The sequence below is a fragment of the Streptomyces katrae genome (genome assembly GCF_002028425.1).
Lineage (GTDB): Bacteria > Actinomycetota > Actinomycetes > Streptomycetales > Streptomycetaceae > Streptomyces > Streptomyces katrae_A.
Genome location: NZ_CP020042.1, coordinates 521640 through 540944, shown reverse-complemented (window position 1 = coordinate 540944; position 19305 = coordinate 521640). Strand labels below are relative to the sequence as shown.

The window sequence follows — 19305 nt, the reverse complement described above, 5'->3', positions numbered from 1 at the left end:
GGTGCGGCCCGTTGACCAGCTCCGGCCGACGGCCCGGCGGCAGATCACGCCGGACGGGCCGCCGGTTCTGCCGCGCCGGTCCGCCGCCCCGGTCGCCGGTCACGCCGGACCGGTCGCCGGGGGCGCCCACGCGCCCATGCACCCGGCGGGCAGGTGGCCGAGGGGGCCGGCCCCGCCGCCCGGGCCTCAGCCGATGCGCCGGGCGCCCGCCGACGGTACGGCCTCCAGCGCGACCGGAGCCCGGAACCCGGCCGACGCGAAGGCGTCCGTCACCGCGCCGGTCACCCGCGCGGCCTCCCCGGCCCGGACCAGGGCGATCACCGAGCCCCCGAAACCGCCCCCGGTCATCCGGGCCCCCAGCGCGCCCGCCGCGACGGCCGCTTCCACCGCGAGGTCCGTCTCCGGGCAGGAGACCCCGTAGTCCTCCCTCAGTGAGGCATGACCCTCCGTCAGCAGCGGCCCCAACGCCCGCGGTTCGCCCGCCGCCAGCCGCTCCACCGCCCGGCCCACCCGCGCGTTCTCCGTGACCACGTGCCGGACCAGCGGCACCAGGCCGGCCGGCAGCCGACCCAGCGCCCCGGGCAGCTCCGCCTCCCCAAGGTCGCGCAGCGCGGGCAGTCCCAGCAGCCGCGCCGCGCGTTCGCAGCCGGCCCGCAGGGCCGCGTAGGCCCCGTCGGCCAGGTCGTGCTTGACGCGCGTGTCGAGCACCAGCAGCCGCAGCCCGTGCCCGGCGAGGTCGAAGGGCACCTGCCGGACCTCCAGGCTGCGGCTGTCCAGGTGCAGGGCGCTGCCCTCGGCGCAGCACACCGAGGCCATCTGGTCCATCACCCCGCACGGCACCCCGGCGAAGGCGTTCTCCGCGTACTGGGCCACCCGCGCCAGCTCCGGCCGCTCCAGCCCCAGCCCGTGGAGCTCGTCGTACGCGACGGCCACCGCGCACTCCAGCGCCGCCGACGAGGACAGCCCGGCCCCCGTCGGCACCGTGCTGTCCAGGTGCAGGTCCGCACCCCCCACGGGCAGCCCCCGCCCGCGCAGCGCCCACACCACCCCGGCCGGGTAACGGGCCCAGCCGGACACCGTGCCCGGGGCGAGGTCCGCCACCCGCAGCTCGGTGACCCGGCCGTCACCCTGGGCGCTGTGCAGCCGCAGCAGCCCGTCGGCGCGGCGGCGCGCGGCGAGCACGGCGGTCTGCGGCAGCGCCATGGGCAGGGCGAACCCGTCGTTGTAGTCGGTGTGTTCACCGATGAGGTTGACCCGGCCCGGCGCCGCCCAGACGCCCTCGGGCGCCTGGCCGTGGATCCGCTCGAACTCCCGGCGCACGACCGCGTTCACCCGGCCTCCCGCAGCCTGCGCGCCGCCGTCTCCGGGGCCACGTCGTTCATGAACGCGTCCATCCCCGACTCGGTCCCCGCCAGGTACTTGAGCTTGTCGGCGGTGCGCCGCACGGTGAACAGCTCCAGGTGCAGGGCGAGTTCCTTGCCGTCGCTCAGCGGGGCCTGGTGCCAGGCGGAGATGTACGGGGTGGGCCCGGCCGTCGGCCCGAAGAGCCCGTCGAAGCGGCGCAGCAGGTCCAGGTACAGCCCGGGGAACTCAGCCCGCTCCGCCTCGTCGAGCCCGCGCAGGTCGGCCACCCGGCGGTGCGGGTACAGGTGGACCTCGTAGGGCCAGCGGGCGGCGTACGGGACGAAGGCCGTCCAGTGCTCCCCGGCCAGCACCACCCTCTCCTCGGCGGCGCGGGCCTCGGCGAGAAGGTCCTCGAAGAGGTTGCGCCCGGTGGCGGCCCGGTGCGCGGCCGCCGCCGCCAGGTGCTTGGCGGTGCGCGGGGTGGGGGTGGAGAAGGCGTAGATCTGGCCGTGCGGGTGGGGCAGGGTGACGCCGATCTCCGCGCCGCGGTTCTCGAAGCAGTACACCTGCGCCACCCCGGGCCGGGCCGACAGCGCGGCGGTGCGGTCGGTCCAGGCGTCCAGCACCAGCCGGGCCCGCCCGGGGGAGAGGTCGGCGAAGCCCGCCTCGTGCTCGGGGGTGAAGCACACCACCTCGCACCGCCCGGCGGCGCCGGAGAGGGAGGGGAAACGGTTCTCGAAGACGGCCACCTCGTAGTCGGCGGCCGGGATCTCGCTCTGCCGCCCGTCCCGCGAGGGGCACAGCGGGCAGGCGTCGGCGGGCGGGTGGTAGGTGCGGGTCTGCCGGTGGGCGGCGATGGTGACCCAGTCGCCGGTGGCCGGGTCCCGGCGCAGTTCCGGGCTGCTCTCCACGCGGTCCAGCGGGCGCCGGTCCTCGGCGGTGCGGTCCCGGCCGGGGGAGCTGTCGTAGTAGATGAGTTCGCGGCCGTCCGCGAGCTCGGTGACGGTCGTGTACACGTCCTCGCCTGTCTGTCGGGGGAGTGCGCGGGAAAGGTGCGGTCAGGAGGGGGCGACCGGGGCGGTGGAGGCACGGATGACCAGCTCGGGGTCAAAGAGCAGCTCCCCCGCGGGCACGTCCCGGTTGCCGACCAGGACCGGCACGCCGCGCGCCACCTCCAGCGCCGGCCGGTCCGCCGGCTGCCGCACGGTGGTCAGCGGCGGGTCGGTGAACTCGGTGATGCCCGTGCCGTCGTAGCCGACCACCGGCACGTCCCCGGGCACGGACCGGCCCTGGCGGCGGATCCGGCGGATCGCGCCGAGGGCCATCCAGCCGCTGGCGGCGACGATCGCGGTGGCGCCGAGCTCCCGCAGCGCGGCCGCGGGGGCCTGCCCGCCCTCCACGGTGTACGACTGCCGGATCACCCGGCGCCCGGCGTCCTCGATGCCGCGCCGGGCCATGGCGTCGAGGAACCCCTGCACCCGCCGGTCCGCGGGCCGGTTGCCGGCCGGGCCGGAGGCCATGCCGATCCGCCGGTGGCCCAGCCGGTACAGATGGTCCACCGCCGGCTCGGCGGCGAGCAGGTCGTCGGTGGCATCGCCCGCTCGACCGCGTCCCGGGTCTTGCGCGACACGCCCTGGCGGCGGTTGACGACCCGGCTGACCGTCGCCCCGCCGACCTGCGCGCGGGCCGCGACGTCGGTGATCCCTACCTTCATCGGCGTCCTTCCGTGACCGTGAGCGACGCCAGGCCGCCGCGGGGGACGGCCAGCGTGTGCGGCCCCTCCGCGAGCGGGGCCGACGCGGACTCGATGATACGGCCGTCCGGGGCGTGGATCACGCGTGCGACCTCGGCCGGACCGCCCCGCACCGCGAGCCGGCCTCTGCCCTGGCGGTACCGGCCCCGGCCTCGGTACCGACCCCGGCCTCGGCCCTGCCGTCCCGCACCCCTCCCGGCGGGCCGCCGCACCCCGCCGGGGCCTCCGGCGGTGGACACCCGGTCGGCGGGGCCTCGACGGGCGCTCGAGGACGGGGCCAGGACGGCTGCCTAGCGTGGCGGCATGCGCACACTGCCTCTTCTCGCCGTGGTATTCGACCGCGGGTCGGCCGGTTCCGTGGAGATCCTGGCCTCCGCCCGCAAGCTGTGCTCCGTCGTGTTCGTCTGCGACGAGGACCTTCCCGGCTCGGCCGGCTCCGCCGCCCGGCTCGCCGAGGTGGCCCGGGTGCTCGACGTCACCGGTCTGTCGCCCGCGGAGCGCCGCTCCGCGCTCCGGGCCCTGCGGCCCGACGGCATCACCACCTTCAGCGAGTACCGGCTCGCCGCCACGGCGGAGCTGGCCGAGGCCTGCGGGCTGACCTTCCACCCGCCGCACGTGGCGGCCGTCCTGGTCGACAAGGAGCGGCAGCGGACCCGGCTGCGGGAGGCCGGGGTGCAGTCGACGCGCTGCGTCGCGGTGCGGACCGCGGCGCAGGTGCCGGCGGCGCTCGCCGAGGTCGGGCTGCCCGCGGTCGTCAAACCGCGCTCCGGAGCGGGCAGCGTGGACACCTGCCGGGTCGACAGCGCCGAGCAGGCGGTGGCGGTGGCGCAGGAGTTCCTGGCCGGCGGCGGGGCGGAGTTCGTCCTGGAGGAGTACCTCGAAGGGGACCCGGACGCCGCCGGGCCGGGGTTCGGGGACTACGTGTCCGTGGAGTCGGTCAGCTCCGGCGGCGCCGTCCGCCACGTGTGCGTGACGGGCAAGCTGCCGCTGGCCGAACCCTTCCGGGAGACGGGCATGTTCCAGCCCGCCGCACTGCCCGGCCCGCTGGCCGAGCAGGTGCTCGGCCTCACCGGGGCGGCCCTGCGCGCCCTCGGCGTCACCGACGGGGTCACCCACGTGGAGATCAAGCTGACCCCCGACGGCCCCCGGCTGATCGAGGTCAACGGCCGGATGGGCGGCTACGTGGGTGCCCTGCTGCGCCGCTCCACCCGCTTCGACCTGCTGCGGGCCGCGCTGCGCGCCGCCCTGGGGCTGCCGCTGGAGATCCCGGAACTGCACTTCCCCGCAGTGGAGTTCGTCTACTTCCTGACGCCGCCCGCCGACGCGGGGGCCACCCTCGCGGGGATCCGGGGGCTCGACGAGGTGGCCGCCATGGAGGAGGTGTGGCAGGTCAAGGCCGACCCCGGCGCCGGCCGCTCCCTGCACTGGCGCGCCGGTACGGAGGGCCACCTGGGCACCGTGCACGGCACCGCCGCCGACCACGACCGGCTGCGCGCCGCCGTCGGGGCCATCGGCGCGGCCATCCGGCTCGAATACGCCTGACCCCCGGCCCGCCTGACCCCCCGGCCCGCCGCGCCCCCCGGCCCGGCGGGACACGTCCGGGCACGGAGCCCGGTCGCTACAGCGGGATCGTCGGGTCCAGGGGCTCCCGCAGCCGCCGCGCCACGAGCGCCCGTACCGGCGCCGCCAGCGGTGCGAGGTCCCACCAGTTCCGCGGGAACATCATCCGGAACAGGCGCAGGTTGCGCAGCGCCACCGCCGTCGGCCGCAGGGGTACGCAGGACACCAGCAGGGCCGTCCGCAGGGCGCGCAGCTGGTGCGCGGGCCGCCGCGAGACCAGCAGCGTCTGGGCGAAGGCGTTGCGGTAGGCCCACCACATCATCTCGTGCCGCTCCGCGCCGATCTGCATGCGCGTGTTCGGCTCGCCCGCGTGCGGGTCGGCGGAGTGGGCCAGATCGGCGGAGAGGTGGTGCAGGCGCGGGTAGCGGTCGGCGACCCGCCACAGGAGGGTGCCGTCGAGCCCGAGGCCGTGGGTGAACTCGAACGGCAGGTTGCTCGGCAGCTCGTCCTGGAAGACCTCGAGCAGGTCGGCCCGGCGCATCAGGGTGCAGGAGGCGCTGACCGGCACCTGGTCCTCGACCGTCGCCGACCGCACCAGGAACTCCAGCGAGGACATCCGGCCCTCGCGCCGCCGGTAGAACGTCTTGGGCCGCTCGTAGTGCCACGTCATCGCCGTGAACACGAAACCGACGGCCGGATCCCGGTCGAGGACCTCCACCGAACGGGCGACCGCCTCCGGCGATATCCAGTCGTCGGAGAAGAGCAGCTTGACGTATTCACCCTCGCTCAATTCGAGCGCACGCCGCCAGTTCCGGACCCGCGGCAGCAGTTCGTCATTGCGGTACGCGCGCACCCGGGCATCGGAATCGGCCAATTTCCTGATGACGTCCCAGGTGTCATCCGTGCTCGCATTGTCGACCACGACCACTTCAATGTCGCTATACGTCTGGTCGAGAGCGCTGCGTATCGCACGCTCCACTTCCACGGGCCGGTTGTACACCGGCACACAGATGCTGACCTTGGCCACCGCACGCTCCCTTTCGTCGAGTGGCACATTCAAGCACAGGATTGTCAACTATCCCGCCGGATACGGCACATGGCCATTCAAGGCGCCCTGGACAATTGGTCTTGACAACCCGTTCACCCCGTGTTTGGTTTATTTAGCGATCAGTCCAGAAAATCCCGGCCCAACTCGTCGGTTGGCACAGACGGTTATGCGGCGGGACCTGTTGACCATGTTCTTGGGGGAATCTCTCTTGCCGTCTGCCGACCAGTACTTCGGCCTGGTGTTCTGCGGTGGAGGACCCGCAGCGCTCGGCCCGATCATCGCCGCCGCCCGCTCCGGCCGGCTCGACGCGCTGCTCGACCGGGGCGTCGCGCTGGTCGAGCCCGGCCCGGTGGGCCCCGGGGGCCTCGCCCACTACCGCATCGGCGCCAACTCCCTCGGCGGCCCCTTCCTGGAGTGCCTCGACGGCCTCCCCGCCACCGGGCCCTTCGCCGCTCTCCACGACCTGCCCGAGACCCGGCTGCTGAGGGAGCACGCCGACGAGCACCCGCCGCTCTCGGTGGTCGCGCCCTTCCTCACCCGGCTCGGCACCGTCGTGACGGGCCTGCTGGAGGCACATCCGCGCTGCGCCGTGTTCACCGACCGGGCCGAGGCCGTCCGGCTCACCGCCGACGGGGTGGCCGTCACCACCGGCGCGGGCCTCGAACTCACCGCACGCCGCGCGGTGCTGGCCACCGGAGGCCGCCCGCTCGGCGGCTACGCCGACGCCGAGGTGGTTCCCGGCCTGGAACTCGCGCCGTACCGGGACAAGGTGTGCCACTCCTCGTCGCTGATCGACGCCCGCCACACCCCGCCCGCCGCCCGCGGCAAGGCCGTGGTGGTCGGCGGATCGCACAGCGCCTGGTCGGCGGTCGACCTGCTGCTGGCCGGGGGGACGGACACGGTCACCGTCGTCCACCGCACCGGCCTGCGGCTCTTCTACGACGGAGCCGACGCCGCGCGCGCCGACGGCTACCCCTTCGATCCGGTCCTCGACGTCTGTCCCCTCAACGGCCGCGTCAACCGCTACGGGGGCCTGCGCGGCCGCGCCCACGAACTGGCCCGGGCCGCCCTCGGCCTCCCCGGCGCCGCCCCGGCGCCCGTACGGCTCCTGCGCGCCGGGGACCCGCAGGACACCGAGGCCGCCCACAAGGCGCTCGCCGAAGCCGACGTCATCGTCATGGCCAACGGCTTCGAGGCCGACCTGCCGCCCCTGGGCCACGCCGACGGCACGCCGCTCGTCCCCGCCACCGGCCCCACCGGCACGCTGGTCACCGACCGCGGCCACCTCGTCGACGTCCACGGCACCGCCCACCCCCGGCTCCTCGCCTACGGGCTGGGCGCGGGGCTGGCCCCCTCCGCCGACATCGGCGGCGAACCGAGCTACACGCGCAGAGCGGACGGCGTCTGGCTCTACCAGCACGACATCGGCGAAATCGTCCTCGACGACCTGATGCACGAAGCGACCACGGGGGAGACCCACTCATGAACAGGCCTACCAAGGCCGTCGTCCTGGCCGCCGGGCTCGGCCGACGCCTCGGACTCCACCACGCCAAGCCGCTGCTCCCGGTGGCCGGCCGGCCCATCCTGCTGCGCACCCTCGACCACCTGGCCGCCGCCGGGGTCCGCGAGACCGTCCTCGTCGTCGGCTACCTCGCCGACGAGGTGCGCGCGGCGGTCGGCGACACGCACGCCGGCATGGCCGTGACCTACGTGGAGTCCGACGCCTACCGCACCACCAACAACGCCTACTCCCTGTGGCTGGCCCGCGAACAGCTCGACCGGGACGTCTACCTCGTCGAGGGCGACGTGGTCTTCGACCCCGGACTGCCCCTCGCCCTGGCCGCCGCCGACGCGGAGGTGGCCACCGCCGTGGCCCCGCACCGCCCCGGCATGAACGGAACCGTCGTCACCCTCGACGCGGCCGGCACCGTCTCGGCGATGCTGCTGCCCGCCCAGCAGGGCCCCGAGATCGACCTGGCCGGCACCTACAAGACCGCCAACGTGCACCTGCTGCGCGCCCGCTACCTGCGCGAGGAGTTCGTCCCGGCCCTGGAAGCCCTCATCGCCGACGGCGGCCACGGCGCCTACTACGAACTGGTCCTCGCCGACACCGTCACCGCCGGGCGCTTCCCGCTCCACGCCGTCGACTGCGCGCACCTGCGCTGGTGCGAGGTGGACGACCTCACCGACCACGCCGCCGCCGAATACCTCTTCGCGGACTCCGAGGACCGGCTCGCCCTCCTGGAGAACCTCCACGGCGGCTACTGGCGCTACGACCTGGTCGACCACCGCCTCCTCTACAACCTGTACTTCCCCCCGGCCCCCCTGGTGGACGAACTGGCCCGGGACTTCCGCGACGCCCTCGTCCACTACCCCGTGGGCCACGGCGCGCTCCAGCAGCTGCTCGGCGCCGCCATAGGCCAGCCCGCCGAACGCCTCGTCGTCGCCAACGGCGCCTCCGAACTCATCAAGATCCTCGGCAGGCTGGCCGGGCGCACCGCGCTCGTCGTCCCCGGCTTCAACGAGTACGAGGCCGTGTTCGACGAGGCGGACGTCCACCGCATCCACCTGCCCGCCCCCGCCTTCACCATGGATCCGGAACGGGTGGCCGGAGAGGCACGGCGGGCCGGCGTCCGCTCCGTGATCATCACCTCGCCCAACAACCCCACCTCGATGGCGGTCCCGCGCGCCGACCTCGTCACCCTCGCCCGCCTGCTGGCCGACGACGGGATCCGGCTCGTCGTGGACGAGTCCTTCGTGGACTTCTGCGCACCCGGGCACAGCCTGGAGCCCGACCTCGCCGAACTGCCCGGCCTGACCGTCGTCAAGAGCATGAGCAAGGTGTACGGCATCGGCGGACTGCGCCTGGGCTACCTGCTCTCGGCCGACACCGCCTTCGTCGCCGACGTCCGCGCCGCCCTGCCCATCTGGAACGTCAACGGCTTCGCCGAATCCTTCCTGCGCCTGCTGCCCCGCTACCGGGACGCCTTCGCCTCCAGCTGCGACCGGGTCCGCCGCGACCGCGACGAACTCGCCGGCCTCCTCGGCGAACTGCCCGGCGTCACCGTCTACCCCCCGGACGCCAACTACGTGATGCTGCGCCTGCCCGCGGGCGCCTCCGCCCACGAGGTGGTCCGCCGCACCTTCGCCGAACACGGCATCCTCGTCAAGGACTGCGGCGGCAAGTCCATGCCCGACGGCGACCGCTACCTGCGGGTGGCCTGCCGCGCCCCGCAGGAGAACCGGCGCCTGGCCGAAGCCCTGGCCGAAGTGCTGGTCGGCGAGCCCCACCCGCTGGCCACGGGAGCCTCCTGATGCGCCACGCCTCCCGCCGCGACGAACTCCTGGCCGCACTGAAGTCCGTCCTGGGCCCCGACGACCGCCTCGTGGTGCTGCACTCCTCGCTGTTCGCCTTCCGCACCCCCGCCGAAGGGCTGCGCGGCGACCTCCTCGCCGCCCTGCGGGCGCTGGTCGCCGAGGGCGTCACGGTGGCCCTGCCGGCCGTCACCTTCGAGTTCTGCCGCACCAAGGAGTACCACCACCGCACCTCCGCCCCGAACACCGGCGTCCTGGTGCAGTGGTTCCTGGACCTGCCCGAGGTACGCCGGACCCCCCACCCGGTGTACTCCTTCGCCGTCGCCGGCCCCCTCGCCGACGAGCTGACCGCCTGCCCCGGCGACACGGCCTTCGGGGCCGGCACCGTCTTCGAGGTCTTCGAACGCCATGCCGCGCGCATCGTCACCCTCGGCGCCGACTGGAACTCCTGCACCCAGGTCCACCGCTACGAGGAACTGGCGAAGGTCCCGTACCGCCATGCGATGACGGTGAGCGGCACGGCGGACTTCGGTGCCGGCCCGGTGCCCCTCGACCTCGAAATGATCGTCCGCGACACCGCCCTGGACTCGGTCCTGGACTTCGCCCCCGTCTTCGACCGGCTGCGCGCCGACGGCCTGCTCGCCCGCACGGGTCTGTGGGACGCCGCCGTGGAATCGGTGTCCGTCACCGACCTCGCCCGCGTCTGCGGGGAGCTGATCGGGGCCGACCCGTACGTCCTGCTCCGCGAACCCCGGGTGATCGAGCACCGGGCCCGCCAACTGGCCGCGGAGCCCGTGCGGATGGCCCTGCTCGGCACGCGCAACCTGGAGGTCCTCGCCGCGCAGACGGCCGCCGAGGGCAGGCGGATCCTCGGCCGCGCCCCGTACACCCTCCACGTCCCCGAGTACGGCACCCTCGCCCGCGAGGTCCACGACCCGGGCTCCGCCCTGCGCCGGTTCACCCCGCACGCCTCCTTCTTCACCGACCGGCTGGAGGACGTCCTCTCCACCGACACCCTCGGCCCGGGCGACGGCGAACGCCTCGCCGGGGCCGTGGACCACTACACCGGCCTGGTCCGCGCCTACGCGGCGACCACCGACCGGCCCGTCTTCGTGCTCTCCTTCGCCCCCCTGCAGCCCTCCGCCGCCGACACCGGGCCCCTGTGGCGCGAGGCCGACCGGCTGCTGCGCGAAGCCCTCGACGGCCACGACCACGTCCACGTCGTCGACCTGCCCGGGGTCATCGCCCGCACGGGCGGCGGCCCCCTCGTCGACCAGCGGCTGTGGCTGGTGGGCCGGGTCCCCCACGGGGCGGCCCTGAGCCGCGCCCTGGCCCGCAGGTTCTGGGGCCTCACCCTCTCCGTCACCGGCCGCACCGCCCGCGTCATCGTCACCGACCTCGACAACACCCTGTGGCACGGCGTCGTCGGCGAGGACGGCATCGACGGCATCCAGGTCGGCACCGACCACCCCGGAAACGCCCACGCCCGGCTCCAGCACGCCCTCAAGGCCCTGCGCGACCAGGGCGTGGCCCTCGCCATCAGCAGCAAGAACGACGAGGACCTCGCCCTGCGCGCCATCCGCGAGCACTCCGGGATGGTGCTGCGCGAGGAGGACTTCGTCGCCACCGAGATCAGCTGGCGCCCCAAGGCCGAGGCCATCGCCGACATCGCCGCACGCCTCAACGTGGGCCTGGCCAACGTGCTGTTCCTCGACGACAACCCCGTCGAGCGGGCCCGCGTGAGGGAGTTCCTGCCGCAGGTGATCGTCCCGGAGCTGCCGGAGGACCCCGCCGGGTACGCGGACGCGCTCCTCGACGACCCCCACACCACCGTGTTCAACGTGACCGAGGCCGACCGGCGCCGCACCGAGCAGTACCGGGCCCGCGCCCAGGTCGAGCGCCGGCGCGCCGGCTTCGAGCGCATCGAGGACTTCTACGCCTCGCTCGGCACCACCCTGCACATCAGCCCCCTGACCGAGGGCAACACGGCACGAGCCGAGCAACTGTGCGCCAAGACCAACCAGTTCAACACCACCACCCGCCGCCACACCCGGGCCGAACTGCGCCGGCTGGCCGCCGCGCCCGACTCGGACGTCCTCGTCCTGGGCGTCGCCGACCGCTTCAGCGCACGCGAGGACCTGGGCCTGCTGGTGCTCACCCACGAGGGCGGCGAGACCACCGTCGACAGCTACCTGCTCTCCTGCCGCGTGCTGGGGCGGGGCGTCGAGACGGGCGCGCTGCGCTGGCTGGCGGCCTCCCTCGCCGCCGCGGGACGCACCCGCCTGCACGGGCTCGTCACCCCGACCGAGCGCAACGCGCCCTGCCGCACCGTCTTCGCGGACGCGGGCTTCGGCCCGGGAGCGGCCGAGGGCACCTGGCGACTGGACCTGACCGGCGAGCACCACGCCCCGGCGTGGCTGGACGTCGCCGACCACACCGAGGCGGAGAACCACCGTGCATGACGTCACACCGGGCGACAGCGCCCACAGCAGCCACACCTTCACGGCCGCCGAGTTCGAGGCCTTCGCCGCCGTGACCGGTGACCACAACCCGATCCACCACGACACCGCACACGCCGCCGAGACCGAGTTCGAAACCCCCATCGTCCCGCTCGTGATGACGCTGGGCCCCGTCTCCGCGCTCATCGGCATGGTGCTGCCCGGCCCCGGCGCCGTCATCCTCGGCACCGAGTTCCGGCCCGTGCGCGCCGTCGCCTTCGACCGCCCCGTCCACTACTCCCTGCGCGTGCTGTCGGTGAGCCCCGCCACCGGCGTGTTCACCTGCCGGGTGCTGGCGTACCAGGACCGCGAGGTCGTCCTCGACGGCGAGGTGCGCACCACCGTGCGGGCCCCGCGCCCGCGCCCCGACGAGACCACCGGCGGCCGCCTGGTCCCCGCCGGCGCGCCCCGCACCGCCGTGGTCACCGGCGCGGCCGGGGACATCGGCTCCGCCGTCGCCCGGGCCCTGGCGGGCCGCGGCTGGGACCTCGCGCTGGTCCACCGGGGCGGCGCCGGGGAAGTCGTCGCCGACTGCGAGCGCGCCGGGGTCACCGTGCACTCGGTGACGGCCGACCTGGCCGACCCCGCCGCCCGCGAGGCCGCCGCCGCGAAACTCGCCGCCCTGGAGCCGGCCCTCGTCGTGCACGCGGCGGCCGCGCCGCTGGCGGCCGGGTACCGCGAGCACCTCGACGTCGGCTACGCGGCCCTGCGCGACCTGGCCGACGCGGTCCTCGACGGCATGCTGCTGCGCCAGCGCGGCTGCTTCGTCCTGATCGGCTCGGAGGCCGTCCGCTACCACCCGCGCGGCTGGTCGGACTACGTCGCGGGCAAGGCCGCCGCCGAGAGCGTGCTGCACGGCATCGACCGCCACCACGGCGCCCACGGCATCCGCTCCGTCGTCGTGGAGCCCGGCTACGTCCAGGGCCGCTACTCGGCCGGCGTCCGCCCGGCCGGCCTCGGGCTGCTGCCCGAGGAGGTCGCCGACCTGGTCGCCGCCGAGGCCGAGGACACCGGCGCCCCCGCGCGGCGGCTGTGGCTCACCCCGGACGGGACCGCCCGCTTCGCCCTCGACGGCGGCCGCGAGGACGCACCCGACGCCCCCCGCTCCGCCGGGGCCGCCCCGGCCGGTGCTCCGCAGACCCCCTCCGTCCCCGGCCCGGCCGCCGCACCGGGCGGGGTCGCCGACCGGGTCGAAGCCGCCGTACGCCGGGTGCTGGGCCCCGCCGCCGACGTGCGCGGCGGCGGGGTCGGTCTGACCCCCGGCTGGGACTCCCTGGCGCAGCTGCAGATCGTGCTCGCCGTCGAGGAGGAGTTCGGTGTGCGCCTGCCCGCCGCGAGCCTCACCGGCGCGGGCCGCTTCGACCAGCTGTGCCGGACCGTGGAACAGCGGGCCGCGGCGTGAGCGTGCGATCAGCTCCAGCAGGGGCACTGCGCCGGGCGGGCGGCGAACACCTTGTCGCCGCCCGGCTCGGCGGGCACCCGGCCGGGCGGCGGAACGAGGGTGAAGTCGGCCGCGGGGTCGACCTCGTCGAACGAGCCGAACAGGTGGGTGCGCGGGAACCAGTCGCCGAACGGCGTCGTGGCCGGGCCGATGCCGATGAACTCGCTGCCCGTCGCCACCGCGGCCCGTACGTCCCACGGCCCGTCGCCCACGCACACCACCCGCTCGAAACCGCCCCCGGCCCGCTCGACGGCCTGGTGGACGGCCTCGCGCACCAGGTGCTCGCGGAAGGTGTGCTCGCTCGCGGTGGACACCGGCCCGGCCGCACCCCCCTCCAGAGGCGCCAGCTTGGCCGCGGTGACCTCGCGCAGACCGCCGGTGGCGAAGGCCACCGCGTACCCGTCGTCGGCGGAGAGGGCCCGCAGGAAGGACCCGGCGCCCGGTATCTCCTCCACACCCTCGCGGGCGGTGGCGGCCAGGAAGTGCTCGTGCAGCAGACCGGCGAACCGTCCGCGCTCCGCCTCGTCGGGGAGCCGGCCCGTGTGGTGCCGGAAGACCTCGCGGAAGATCCACGAGTCCGTGTGGTGGGTGTACCCGCCCCACGCCGAGTCGACGTCCGTGAGCCCGCAGTCCCGCAACGCCGCGGCGAACGCGGCCTGGTGGGGGGCGACGCTGCGCAGCAGCGTGCCGTCGATGTCGAAGACGATCAGGGTGGTCAAGGCCTGCTCCCTCGGTCGGATGTCAGCATTTTTCAAGATCGTAGGGGAAGGGACTGGACATGCCGTCGAGCGTGACCGGGCGCACCACCCGGCTGGTACGGCTGGACGCGGACACCGTCGCGGCGGCCGAGGCGCTCGCCGCAACGGCGGGCACCACCGCCGAGCGGCTCCTCGGCGCCGCCTGCGCCGCGCTCACGGCCCGGCTGGTCCGCACCGCGCACGGGCCCCTCGCCGCGGGCCTGCTCCGCGCCCCCGCCGAAGGGCCGTCCGCCGTCCGTCTCCCCGACGGGGCGGCGGAGTTCGCCCTCGACGGCGTTCCCGAGGACATCGCCGCCGTCCTCGCCGAGCGGGCGGACCGGTTCGCGGCCGCCGCGCTCGCCGAGCCCGAACGCCCCCTCGGCGACCTGGACCTGACCGACGGGGCCGACTGGGAGCTGCTGTCGGCCTGGTCCGGCGAGGACACCGAACCGGTCGGGGAGCCCGCGTACCGGATGTTCGCCGACTGGGCGCGCCGGCAGCCCGACGCGGTCGCCCTCTCGGCCCCGGGCACCACCCTGACCTACCGCGAACTCCTGGAGTACGCCGGAGGCATCGCCCGGGAGCTCACGGCCCGGGGCGTCCGCCCCGGCGACGCCGTCGGCCTGCTCTTCGAACGCGGTCCCGGGGCCGTCGCGGCGACCGTGGCCGTGGCCCTGGCCGGGGCCACGGCCGTCCCGCTCGACCCGGCCTACCCGGACGAACGGCTGCGCCTGATGCTGGAAGGACCCGGCGTCGTCCTCACCCTGACCGACGGCGACGGCGACGGCGACGGCGACGGCGACGGCCCGCGGCCGCCCCTGGGCGCGGCCCTCTCCATCCGCGGCATCACCCCCGCCGCCGGGCCCCCGGTGCCTCCGGCCCCCGAGACCGCCACCGTGATGTACACCTCCGGCTCCACCGGCCGGCCCAAGGGCGTGAGGCTCACCCACCGGGGCCTCGCCCGCCTCGCCCGCGACGCGCGCATCGACTTCGGCCCCGGCGACACCGTCCTGCACCTGGCGCCCGCCACCTTCGACGCGGCGCTGCTGGAGGTGTGGTGCACCCTGGCCCGCGGCGCCCGCCTGGAGATCGCCCCCGCCGGCCCGCTCACCCTGACGGAACTGGCCGACGTGGTCACCGGACGGGGCGTCACCGCCCTGTGGCTGACCGCCGGGCTCTTCCACCAGCTGGCCGAGCACCGCCCGGACGCCTTCGCCGGGGTGCGGAAACTGTTCACCGGCGGCGACGTCGTCTCCCCCCACCACGTCTCCGCCGTACTCGCCCGCCACCCCGCGCTGACGGTGGTCAACGGCTACGGACCCACCGAGAACACCACCTTCACCTGCTGCGCGCCGATCAGCGAACCGCCCCCGCCCGGAGCGGCCACCGTGCCCATCGGCACCCCGGTCCGCGGCACCCGCGTCTACGTGGTCGACCCCGGCGGCCACCCCGTCCCGCCGGGCGTCCCCGGCGAACTGTGGGCGGCCGGCGAAGGCCTGGCCGCCGGCTACCTCGGCCGGCCCGAGCTGACCGCCCGCGCCTTCCCGGTGCCCGCCACCGGCCGGCTGCGCGGCGTCCGCTGCTACCGCACCGGCGACCTCGCCCGGTTCCGGCCCGACGGAGCACTGGAGTTCCTGGGCCGCGAGGACGGCCAGGTCAAGATCAACGGCCACCGGATCGAACCCGGCGAGATCGAACAGGCCGTCCTGGCCCAGCCCGGCGTCCGCGGGGCCTGCGTCCTGGTGGAGACCGACCCCCTCGGCGGGAAGCGGCTCGCCGCCTACATCGAGGGCGACGACCGCGCCCTGGCCAAGGCCGTGCGCGCGGGCCTGCGCGCCGTCCTGCCCGGCTACCTGGTCCCCGCCCGCTACATCGTCATCGACAGCCTTCCGCTGACCGCCAACGGAAAGACCGACCGAAACCGGCTGCGCGCCGGAGAATGCGAGCCCCGATGAGCACGTCGTCCGTACGGGAGACCGTCGCCCGGATCTGGTCCGAGGTCCTCGGCACCGGCATCGACGAGGAGTCCGACTTCTTCCTCCTCGGCGGCCACTCCCTGCTGGCCACCCAGATGGTGGCCCGGCTGGAGGCCGCCCTCGGCGTCAAGGTCACCATGCGCGAGGTCCTGGAGTACCCCGAGTTCGGCGAGTTCGCCGACCTGGTCGCCGAGCGCGCCGACACCGACCGCACCCCCGCCTAGGAGCCCCAGCAGATGTCCGCACCACTGTCCCTGCCGACCCTGAGCTACCAGGAGGGCCGGCTGCTGATGGACGAGCGCAGCCGCGCCCTGGGCGTGCCCTCCGTCCGTACGATCTCCCAGGCCTACCGGGTCCGCGGCCCCCTGCGGCTGCCCGTGCTCGACGAGGCGCTGGACCGGCTGGCGCAGCGCCACGAGGCCCTGCGCACCCGCTTCGACGGGCCCGGCAGGCAGAGCGTCCACCCCGCCGTCACCCTGCGCGCCGCCTTCCACGACGCCGCCGGGGACGAGGCGGCGGCGGTCGCCCGGGTACGGGCCGAGGCGGACCGGCCGCTGCCCGCGGAGCGGGACGAACGCCTGCGGGTCAGCGTGGTGCGCGTCGGGGACGAGGACCACTTCGTCGTCCTCGTCTTCGACCACCTGGTGGTGGACGGCTGGGCGCGCGGGGTCCTGACCCAGGAGCTCTCCGTCCTCTACGGCGCCCTGGCCGCAGGACGGGAGCCCGGGCTCCCCGAGGTCGCGTACACCTACCAGGACCACGTCCGCGAGCAGAACGGCCTGCTGGCCGGCCCCGAGGGCGAGCGGATGATGTCCTTCTGGCGCGAGCGCCTGGCCGGCCCGGGCGCCATACCGAGGCTGGAGGTCCCCAAGCGGGAGCCCGGCGCCGCGCCGGAAGGCGGCTACGAGGCGCGCCGGCTGCCGTCGGGCCTCGTCGACGACATCAGGAAGTTCGCGGCCCGGGAGCGGGTCACGCTGTTCATGCTGGTCCTGTGCGCCCTGGACGTCGCGCTGCGCGAGTCCACCGGCCGCGACGAGCAGGCCGTGGCCGTCAACGTCTACAACCGGGAGACCGAGGGCCGCGAGAACCTGGTGGCCCCGCTGGCCGAGCTCCTCGTCGTCCGCAGCGACCTGGCGGGCGCCGGCACCTTCCGGGACGCGCTGCGCCGGGTGCGCGGGGACAGCCTCGACGCCCAGGAGAACGCCGCCGTCCCCTTCGCCGAGCTGGTCAAGGCCTTCAACCCCGGCGAGTACGCCGACCCGGACGCCCCCATCGGCGTGGTCCTCAACATGCTGTACGCCCAGCTCCACGGGGAGGGTCTCGACCTGGCACCCGCCGTGACCACCCCGTTCCCGCTGTCCGACGAGGGGTTCCGCCCGCGCAGCGAGCTGATGCTCGTCGGCGAGGCGGGCGGCGACGAGCTGGCGCTGACCGCCTACTACCAGGCGGACCGGCTGCCCGCCGCCTTCGTCACCGGCCTGCTGGACCGGATCGTCTCCCTGCTGGAGGCCGTCGTGGACGATCCGCTGCTGCCGCTGGACGGCCCCCGTGCCTGAGCGCCGCGACGAGATCCTGCTGCGCGCCGCGTACATCGTCTCCACCTGCGGGGACTGGGTGTTCCGCTTCGCGATGCCGATGCTGGTGCTCCAGCTGACCGACTCGGCCTTCCTGGCCGCGTTCACCTACGCGCTGGAGTTCGTCCCGTACGTCCTGGTGGGGCTGTTCAGCGGGGTGGTCGCGGACCGGGTGGACCGGCGCCGGCTGATGACCGGCTGCGATCTGGCCTCGGCCGTGGTGGTCGCGGGCATCGGCCTGCTGTGCCTGCTGGACAGCCCGCCGGTGTCCGCGGTGTACACGGCCGCGTTCGTCCTGGCCTGCATGCGACCGCTGTACTTCCCCGCCTTCCAGGGCTTCCTGATGGAACGGGTGCCCGAGGAGCGGCGGGCGGTGATGAACGCGTGGGTCCAGGGGTCGGAGAGCCTGCTGAACATGCTCGGCCCGATCGCGGGCATCAGCGTGGTCGCCTTCCTCGGGCCGGCGGCGGCCAGCGGGGTCAACGCGGTGTCCTTCGCCCTGTCCGCCGTGCTCATCCTGCTCACCGCCGCCGCCCCGGCGACGGCCGCCACGGCCCCGCTGCGCGAGGCGCTGCGCGGGATGGGCCCGGACCTGCTGACCGGGTTCCGGCTGCTGTTCGCCGAACCGGTGCTCCGGTCCGGGACCATCCTGCTGACCCTGACGAACTTCGCCGTGCACGCCGTCGAGGCGAACCTGGTGTACGTGGTCACCGAGGCGACGGGGCAGTCCAGCTTCGTCCTCGGCCTGGTCGTCGCCGCGCAGGGCGCCGGCGCGGTGGCGGGCGCGGCCGTCGTGCCCCGGCTCCTGGGGCGCCACAGCGAGGGCCGGCTGCTGACCGTCGGGATGGGCGCGCTCGCCGCCTCCCTGCTCGCCCCGGCCCTCACCGCGGACGTCCGGCTCCTGGCCCCGGCCTGGGCGGTGGCGGGCGCGGCGACCTCGCTGATCGTGGTGGGCTGGTTCACGTACCGGCAGAAGGTGGTGGACGCCGAGTTCATGGGCCGCGTGGTGGCCGTCAACCGGGCGGTCTCCTTCGCCGCGATCCTCCCGGCCGCCCTCCTCGGTGGCTGGGTGGCCGCCGCCTTCGCCCCGGCGGCCCTCTTCGCCGGCGCGGGCGTCGTGCAGGCCCTCGCCTTCGTCGCCACGGCGGCGGGCCTGGTCGGCAGGGCCGGCCGCGGCCCGGCCGTGGAGCCCGCCGCCCGGCAGCCGGTGCCGTGATCCGGTCCGGTGGCCGTCCGCGCCCCCGGGATAGGGCAAGATCGGGGGATGTCTGATCGCATCATCGCCGCCTGTGACGGGGCGGCCAAGGGAAACCCCGGCCCGGCCGGATGGGCGTGGGTCATCGCGGACGCCGAGGGCCGGCCCGAGCGCTGGGAGGCCGGCCCCCTGGGGCGGGCCACCAACAACGTCGGCGAGCTCACCGCCCTCCAGCGCCTGCTGGAGGCCGTGGAGCCCGGTACCGCGCTCCAGGTGCGGATGGATTCCCAGTACGCCATGAAGGCCGTCACCCAGTGGCTGCCGAACTGGAAGCGCAACGGCTGGAAGACCGCCGCGGGCAAGCCCGTCGCCAACCGCGAGCTCGTCGAGAGCATCGACGCCCTGCTGGCCGCCCGGGACGTGGAATTCCGCTACGTCCCGGCCCACCAGGAGGGCGGCGACCACCTGAACGCCATCGCCGACCAGGCGGCCAGCGACGCCGCCGTCAGCCAGGAACCCGCCGGCACCGCCCACGGCGCCACCGCCCTCCCCGTGCCCGCCCCGGCCCGCACGGCCCCCGCGCGCACGGCCCCGGCCCGCCGGACGGCCCCCGGGAGCGCCCCCGCCCGCTCCTCCGGCGCACGCACCATCACCGCGAAGTTCCGCGGCACCTGCCCCTGTGGGCAGCCGTACGCGGCGGGCGAGAAGATCGCCAAGCTGGGGACCCGCTGGGGCCACCCCGACTGCCGTTCCGCCGCCGCTCCCGCCTGACCGGACGGGCCCCGCGGCGACATCACGCCCGGCGCGCCGCCGCGCCGGGCGCCGTGGGCGCCCGGAAGTGCTACAACTGGGTGCGTGACCCCT

The 19305-nt window shown here is 75.2% G+C and carries 15 protein-coding genes and 1 pseudogene; 10 read left to right on the top strand and 6 right to left on the bottom strand.

What is annotated here, in order from left to right; translation table 11 throughout:
• Positions 1-186: 186 nt before the first annotated feature.
• The 4 genes and pseudogenes from galK to B4U46_RS38825 all read right to left on the bottom strand — a co-directional run.
• Positions 187-1332 carry a galactokinase gene (galK, locus tag B4U46_RS02725; RefSeq protein WP_167747564.1) on the bottom strand — a complete coding sequence of 382 codons (1146 nt, stop codon included), beginning with the start codon at positions 1330-1332 and terminating at the stop codon, positions 187-189.
• Complete coding sequence (galT, locus tag B4U46_RS02720) at positions 1329-2360, bottom strand: galactose-1-phosphate uridylyltransferase (protein WP_079423722.1); 1032 nt, start codon at positions 2358-2360, stop codon at positions 1329-1331. Before galT ends, galK begins: the two co-directional genes overlap by 4 nt.
• 42 nt (positions 2361-2402) lie before the next feature.
• Entirely contained in the window at positions 2403-2903 is a 501-nt protein-coding gene (locus B4U46_RS02715; protein WP_237292565.1) for a substrate-binding domain-containing protein, read from the bottom strand.
• 83 nt (positions 2904-2986) lie between these two features.
• Positions 2987-3058 (bottom strand): annotated as a pseudogene (locus tag B4U46_RS38825) (hypothetical protein); the annotation flags it as partial.
• A 342-nt stretch (positions 3059-3400) separates the two neighbouring features.
• Here B4U46_RS38825 and B4U46_RS02710 point away from each other — a divergent pair.
• On the top strand, positions 3401-4639 hold the full coding sequence (locus tag B4U46_RS02710; RefSeq protein WP_079423719.1) for an ATP-grasp domain-containing protein: 1239 nt from the start codon (positions 3401-3403) through the stop codon (positions 4637-4639).
• 76 nt (positions 4640-4715) lie between these two features.
• On the opposite strand, the gene B4U46_RS02705 is transcribed toward B4U46_RS02710, so the two are convergent.
• Positions 4716-5711, bottom strand: a complete 996-nt coding sequence (locus B4U46_RS02705) for a glycosyltransferase family 2 protein (protein WP_237293268.1) — start codon at positions 5709-5711, stop codon at positions 4716-4718.
• A 202-nt stretch (positions 5712-5913) separates the two neighbouring features.
• Between B4U46_RS02705 and B4U46_RS02700 the strand changes: the two genes are divergently transcribed.
• The 4 genes from B4U46_RS02700 to B4U46_RS02685 are packed head-to-tail and all read left to right on the top strand — an operon-like array spanning position 5914 to position 12920.
• Positions 5914-7191, top strand: coding sequence for an FAD-dependent oxidoreductase (locus B4U46_RS02700; protein WP_079423715.1), 1278 nt, complete (start codon positions 5914-5916; stop codon positions 7189-7191).
• Positions 7188-9020: an aminotransferase class I/II-fold pyridoxal phosphate-dependent enzyme gene (locus tag B4U46_RS02695; RefSeq protein ID WP_079423713.1), complete on the top strand. Its 1833-nt coding sequence runs from the start codon at positions 7188-7190 to the stop codon at positions 9018-9020. The genes B4U46_RS02700 and B4U46_RS02695 overlap by 4 nt, the downstream gene beginning before the upstream one ends.
• On the top strand, positions 9020-11482 hold the full coding sequence (locus tag B4U46_RS02690; RefSeq protein WP_079423711.1) for an HAD-IIIC family phosphatase: 2463 nt from the start codon (positions 9020-9022) through the stop codon (positions 11480-11482). The genes B4U46_RS02695 and B4U46_RS02690 overlap by 1 nt, the downstream gene beginning before the upstream one ends.
• The gene (locus B4U46_RS02685; RefSeq protein WP_079423708.1) at positions 11475-12920 is read left to right on the top strand and encodes an SDR family NAD(P)-dependent oxidoreductase; all 1446 of its coding nucleotides are present in this window, start codon (positions 11475-11477) and stop codon (positions 12918-12920) included. Before B4U46_RS02690 ends, B4U46_RS02685 begins: the two co-directional genes overlap by 8 nt.
• An 8-nt stretch (positions 12921-12928) precedes the next feature.
• Here the strand turns inward: B4U46_RS02685 and B4U46_RS02680 are convergent, their stop codons facing one another.
• Positions 12929-13678, bottom strand: coding sequence for an HAD family hydrolase (locus tag B4U46_RS02680; protein WP_159036875.1), 750 nt, complete (start codon positions 13676-13678; stop codon positions 12929-12931).
• A gap of 59 nt (positions 13679-13737) precedes the next feature.
• Here B4U46_RS02680 and B4U46_RS02675 point away from each other — a divergent pair, with 59 nt between their 5' ends.
• The 5 genes from B4U46_RS02675 to B4U46_RS02655 are packed head-to-tail and all read left to right on the top strand — an operon-like array spanning position 13738 to position 19212.
• Complete coding sequence (locus B4U46_RS02675) at positions 13738-15651, top strand: amino acid adenylation domain-containing protein (protein ID WP_079423704.1); 1914 nt, start codon at positions 13738-13740, stop codon at positions 15649-15651.
• Complete coding sequence (locus B4U46_RS02670) at positions 15648-15896, top strand: acyl carrier protein (protein WP_159036874.1); 249 nt, start codon at positions 15648-15650, stop codon at positions 15894-15896. The genes B4U46_RS02675 and B4U46_RS02670 overlap by 4 nt, the downstream gene beginning before the upstream one ends.
• 12 nt (positions 15897-15908) lie before the next feature.
• The gene (locus B4U46_RS02665) at positions 15909-17228 is read left to right on the top strand and encodes a condensation domain-containing protein (RefSeq protein WP_079423700.1); all 1320 of its coding nucleotides are present in this window, start codon (positions 15909-15911) and stop codon (positions 17226-17228) included.
• Positions 17221-18462 (top strand): MFS transporter, encoded by a 1242-nt coding sequence (locus tag B4U46_RS02660; RefSeq protein WP_159036873.1) that lies wholly within the window; start codon positions 17221-17223, stop codon positions 18460-18462. Before B4U46_RS02665 ends, B4U46_RS02660 begins: the two co-directional genes overlap by 8 nt.
• Before the next feature lie 48 nt (positions 18463-18510).
• A complete protein-coding gene (locus B4U46_RS02655) occupies positions 18511-19212 on the top strand; it encodes a ribonuclease H family protein (RefSeq protein ID WP_079423696.1) in 702 nt (233 codons plus the stop codon).
• Positions 19213-19305 lie beyond the last annotated feature (93 nt).

Excerpts from the sequence above, each read along its gene's own strand:
- B4U46_RS02710 (WP_079423719.1), top strand. The coding sequence starts at position 3,401 with ATGCGCACACTGCCTCTTCTCGCCGTGGTATTCGACCGCGGGTCGGCC.
- B4U46_RS02670 (WP_159036874.1), top strand. The coding sequence starts at position 15,648 with ATGAGCACGTCGTCCGTACGGGAGACCGTCGCCCGGATCTGGTCCGAG.
- B4U46_RS02665 (WP_079423700.1), top strand. The coding sequence starts at position 15,909 with ATGTCCGCACCACTGTCCCTGCCGACCCTGAGCTACCAGGAGGGCCGG.
- B4U46_RS02695 (WP_079423713.1), top strand. The coding sequence starts at position 7,188 with ATGAACAGGCCTACCAAGGCCGTCGTCCTGGCCGCCGGGCTCGGCCGA.
- B4U46_RS02675 (WP_079423704.1), top strand. The coding sequence starts at position 13,738 with ATGCCGTCGAGCGTGACCGGGCGCACCACCCGGCTGGTACGGCTGGAC.
- B4U46_RS02655 (WP_079423696.1), top strand. The coding sequence starts at position 18,511 with ATGTCTGATCGCATCATCGCCGCCTGTGACGGGGCGGCCAAGGGAAAC.
- B4U46_RS02690 (WP_079423711.1), top strand. The coding sequence starts at position 9,020 with ATGCGCCACGCCTCCCGCCGCGACGAACTCCTGGCCGCACTGAAGTCC.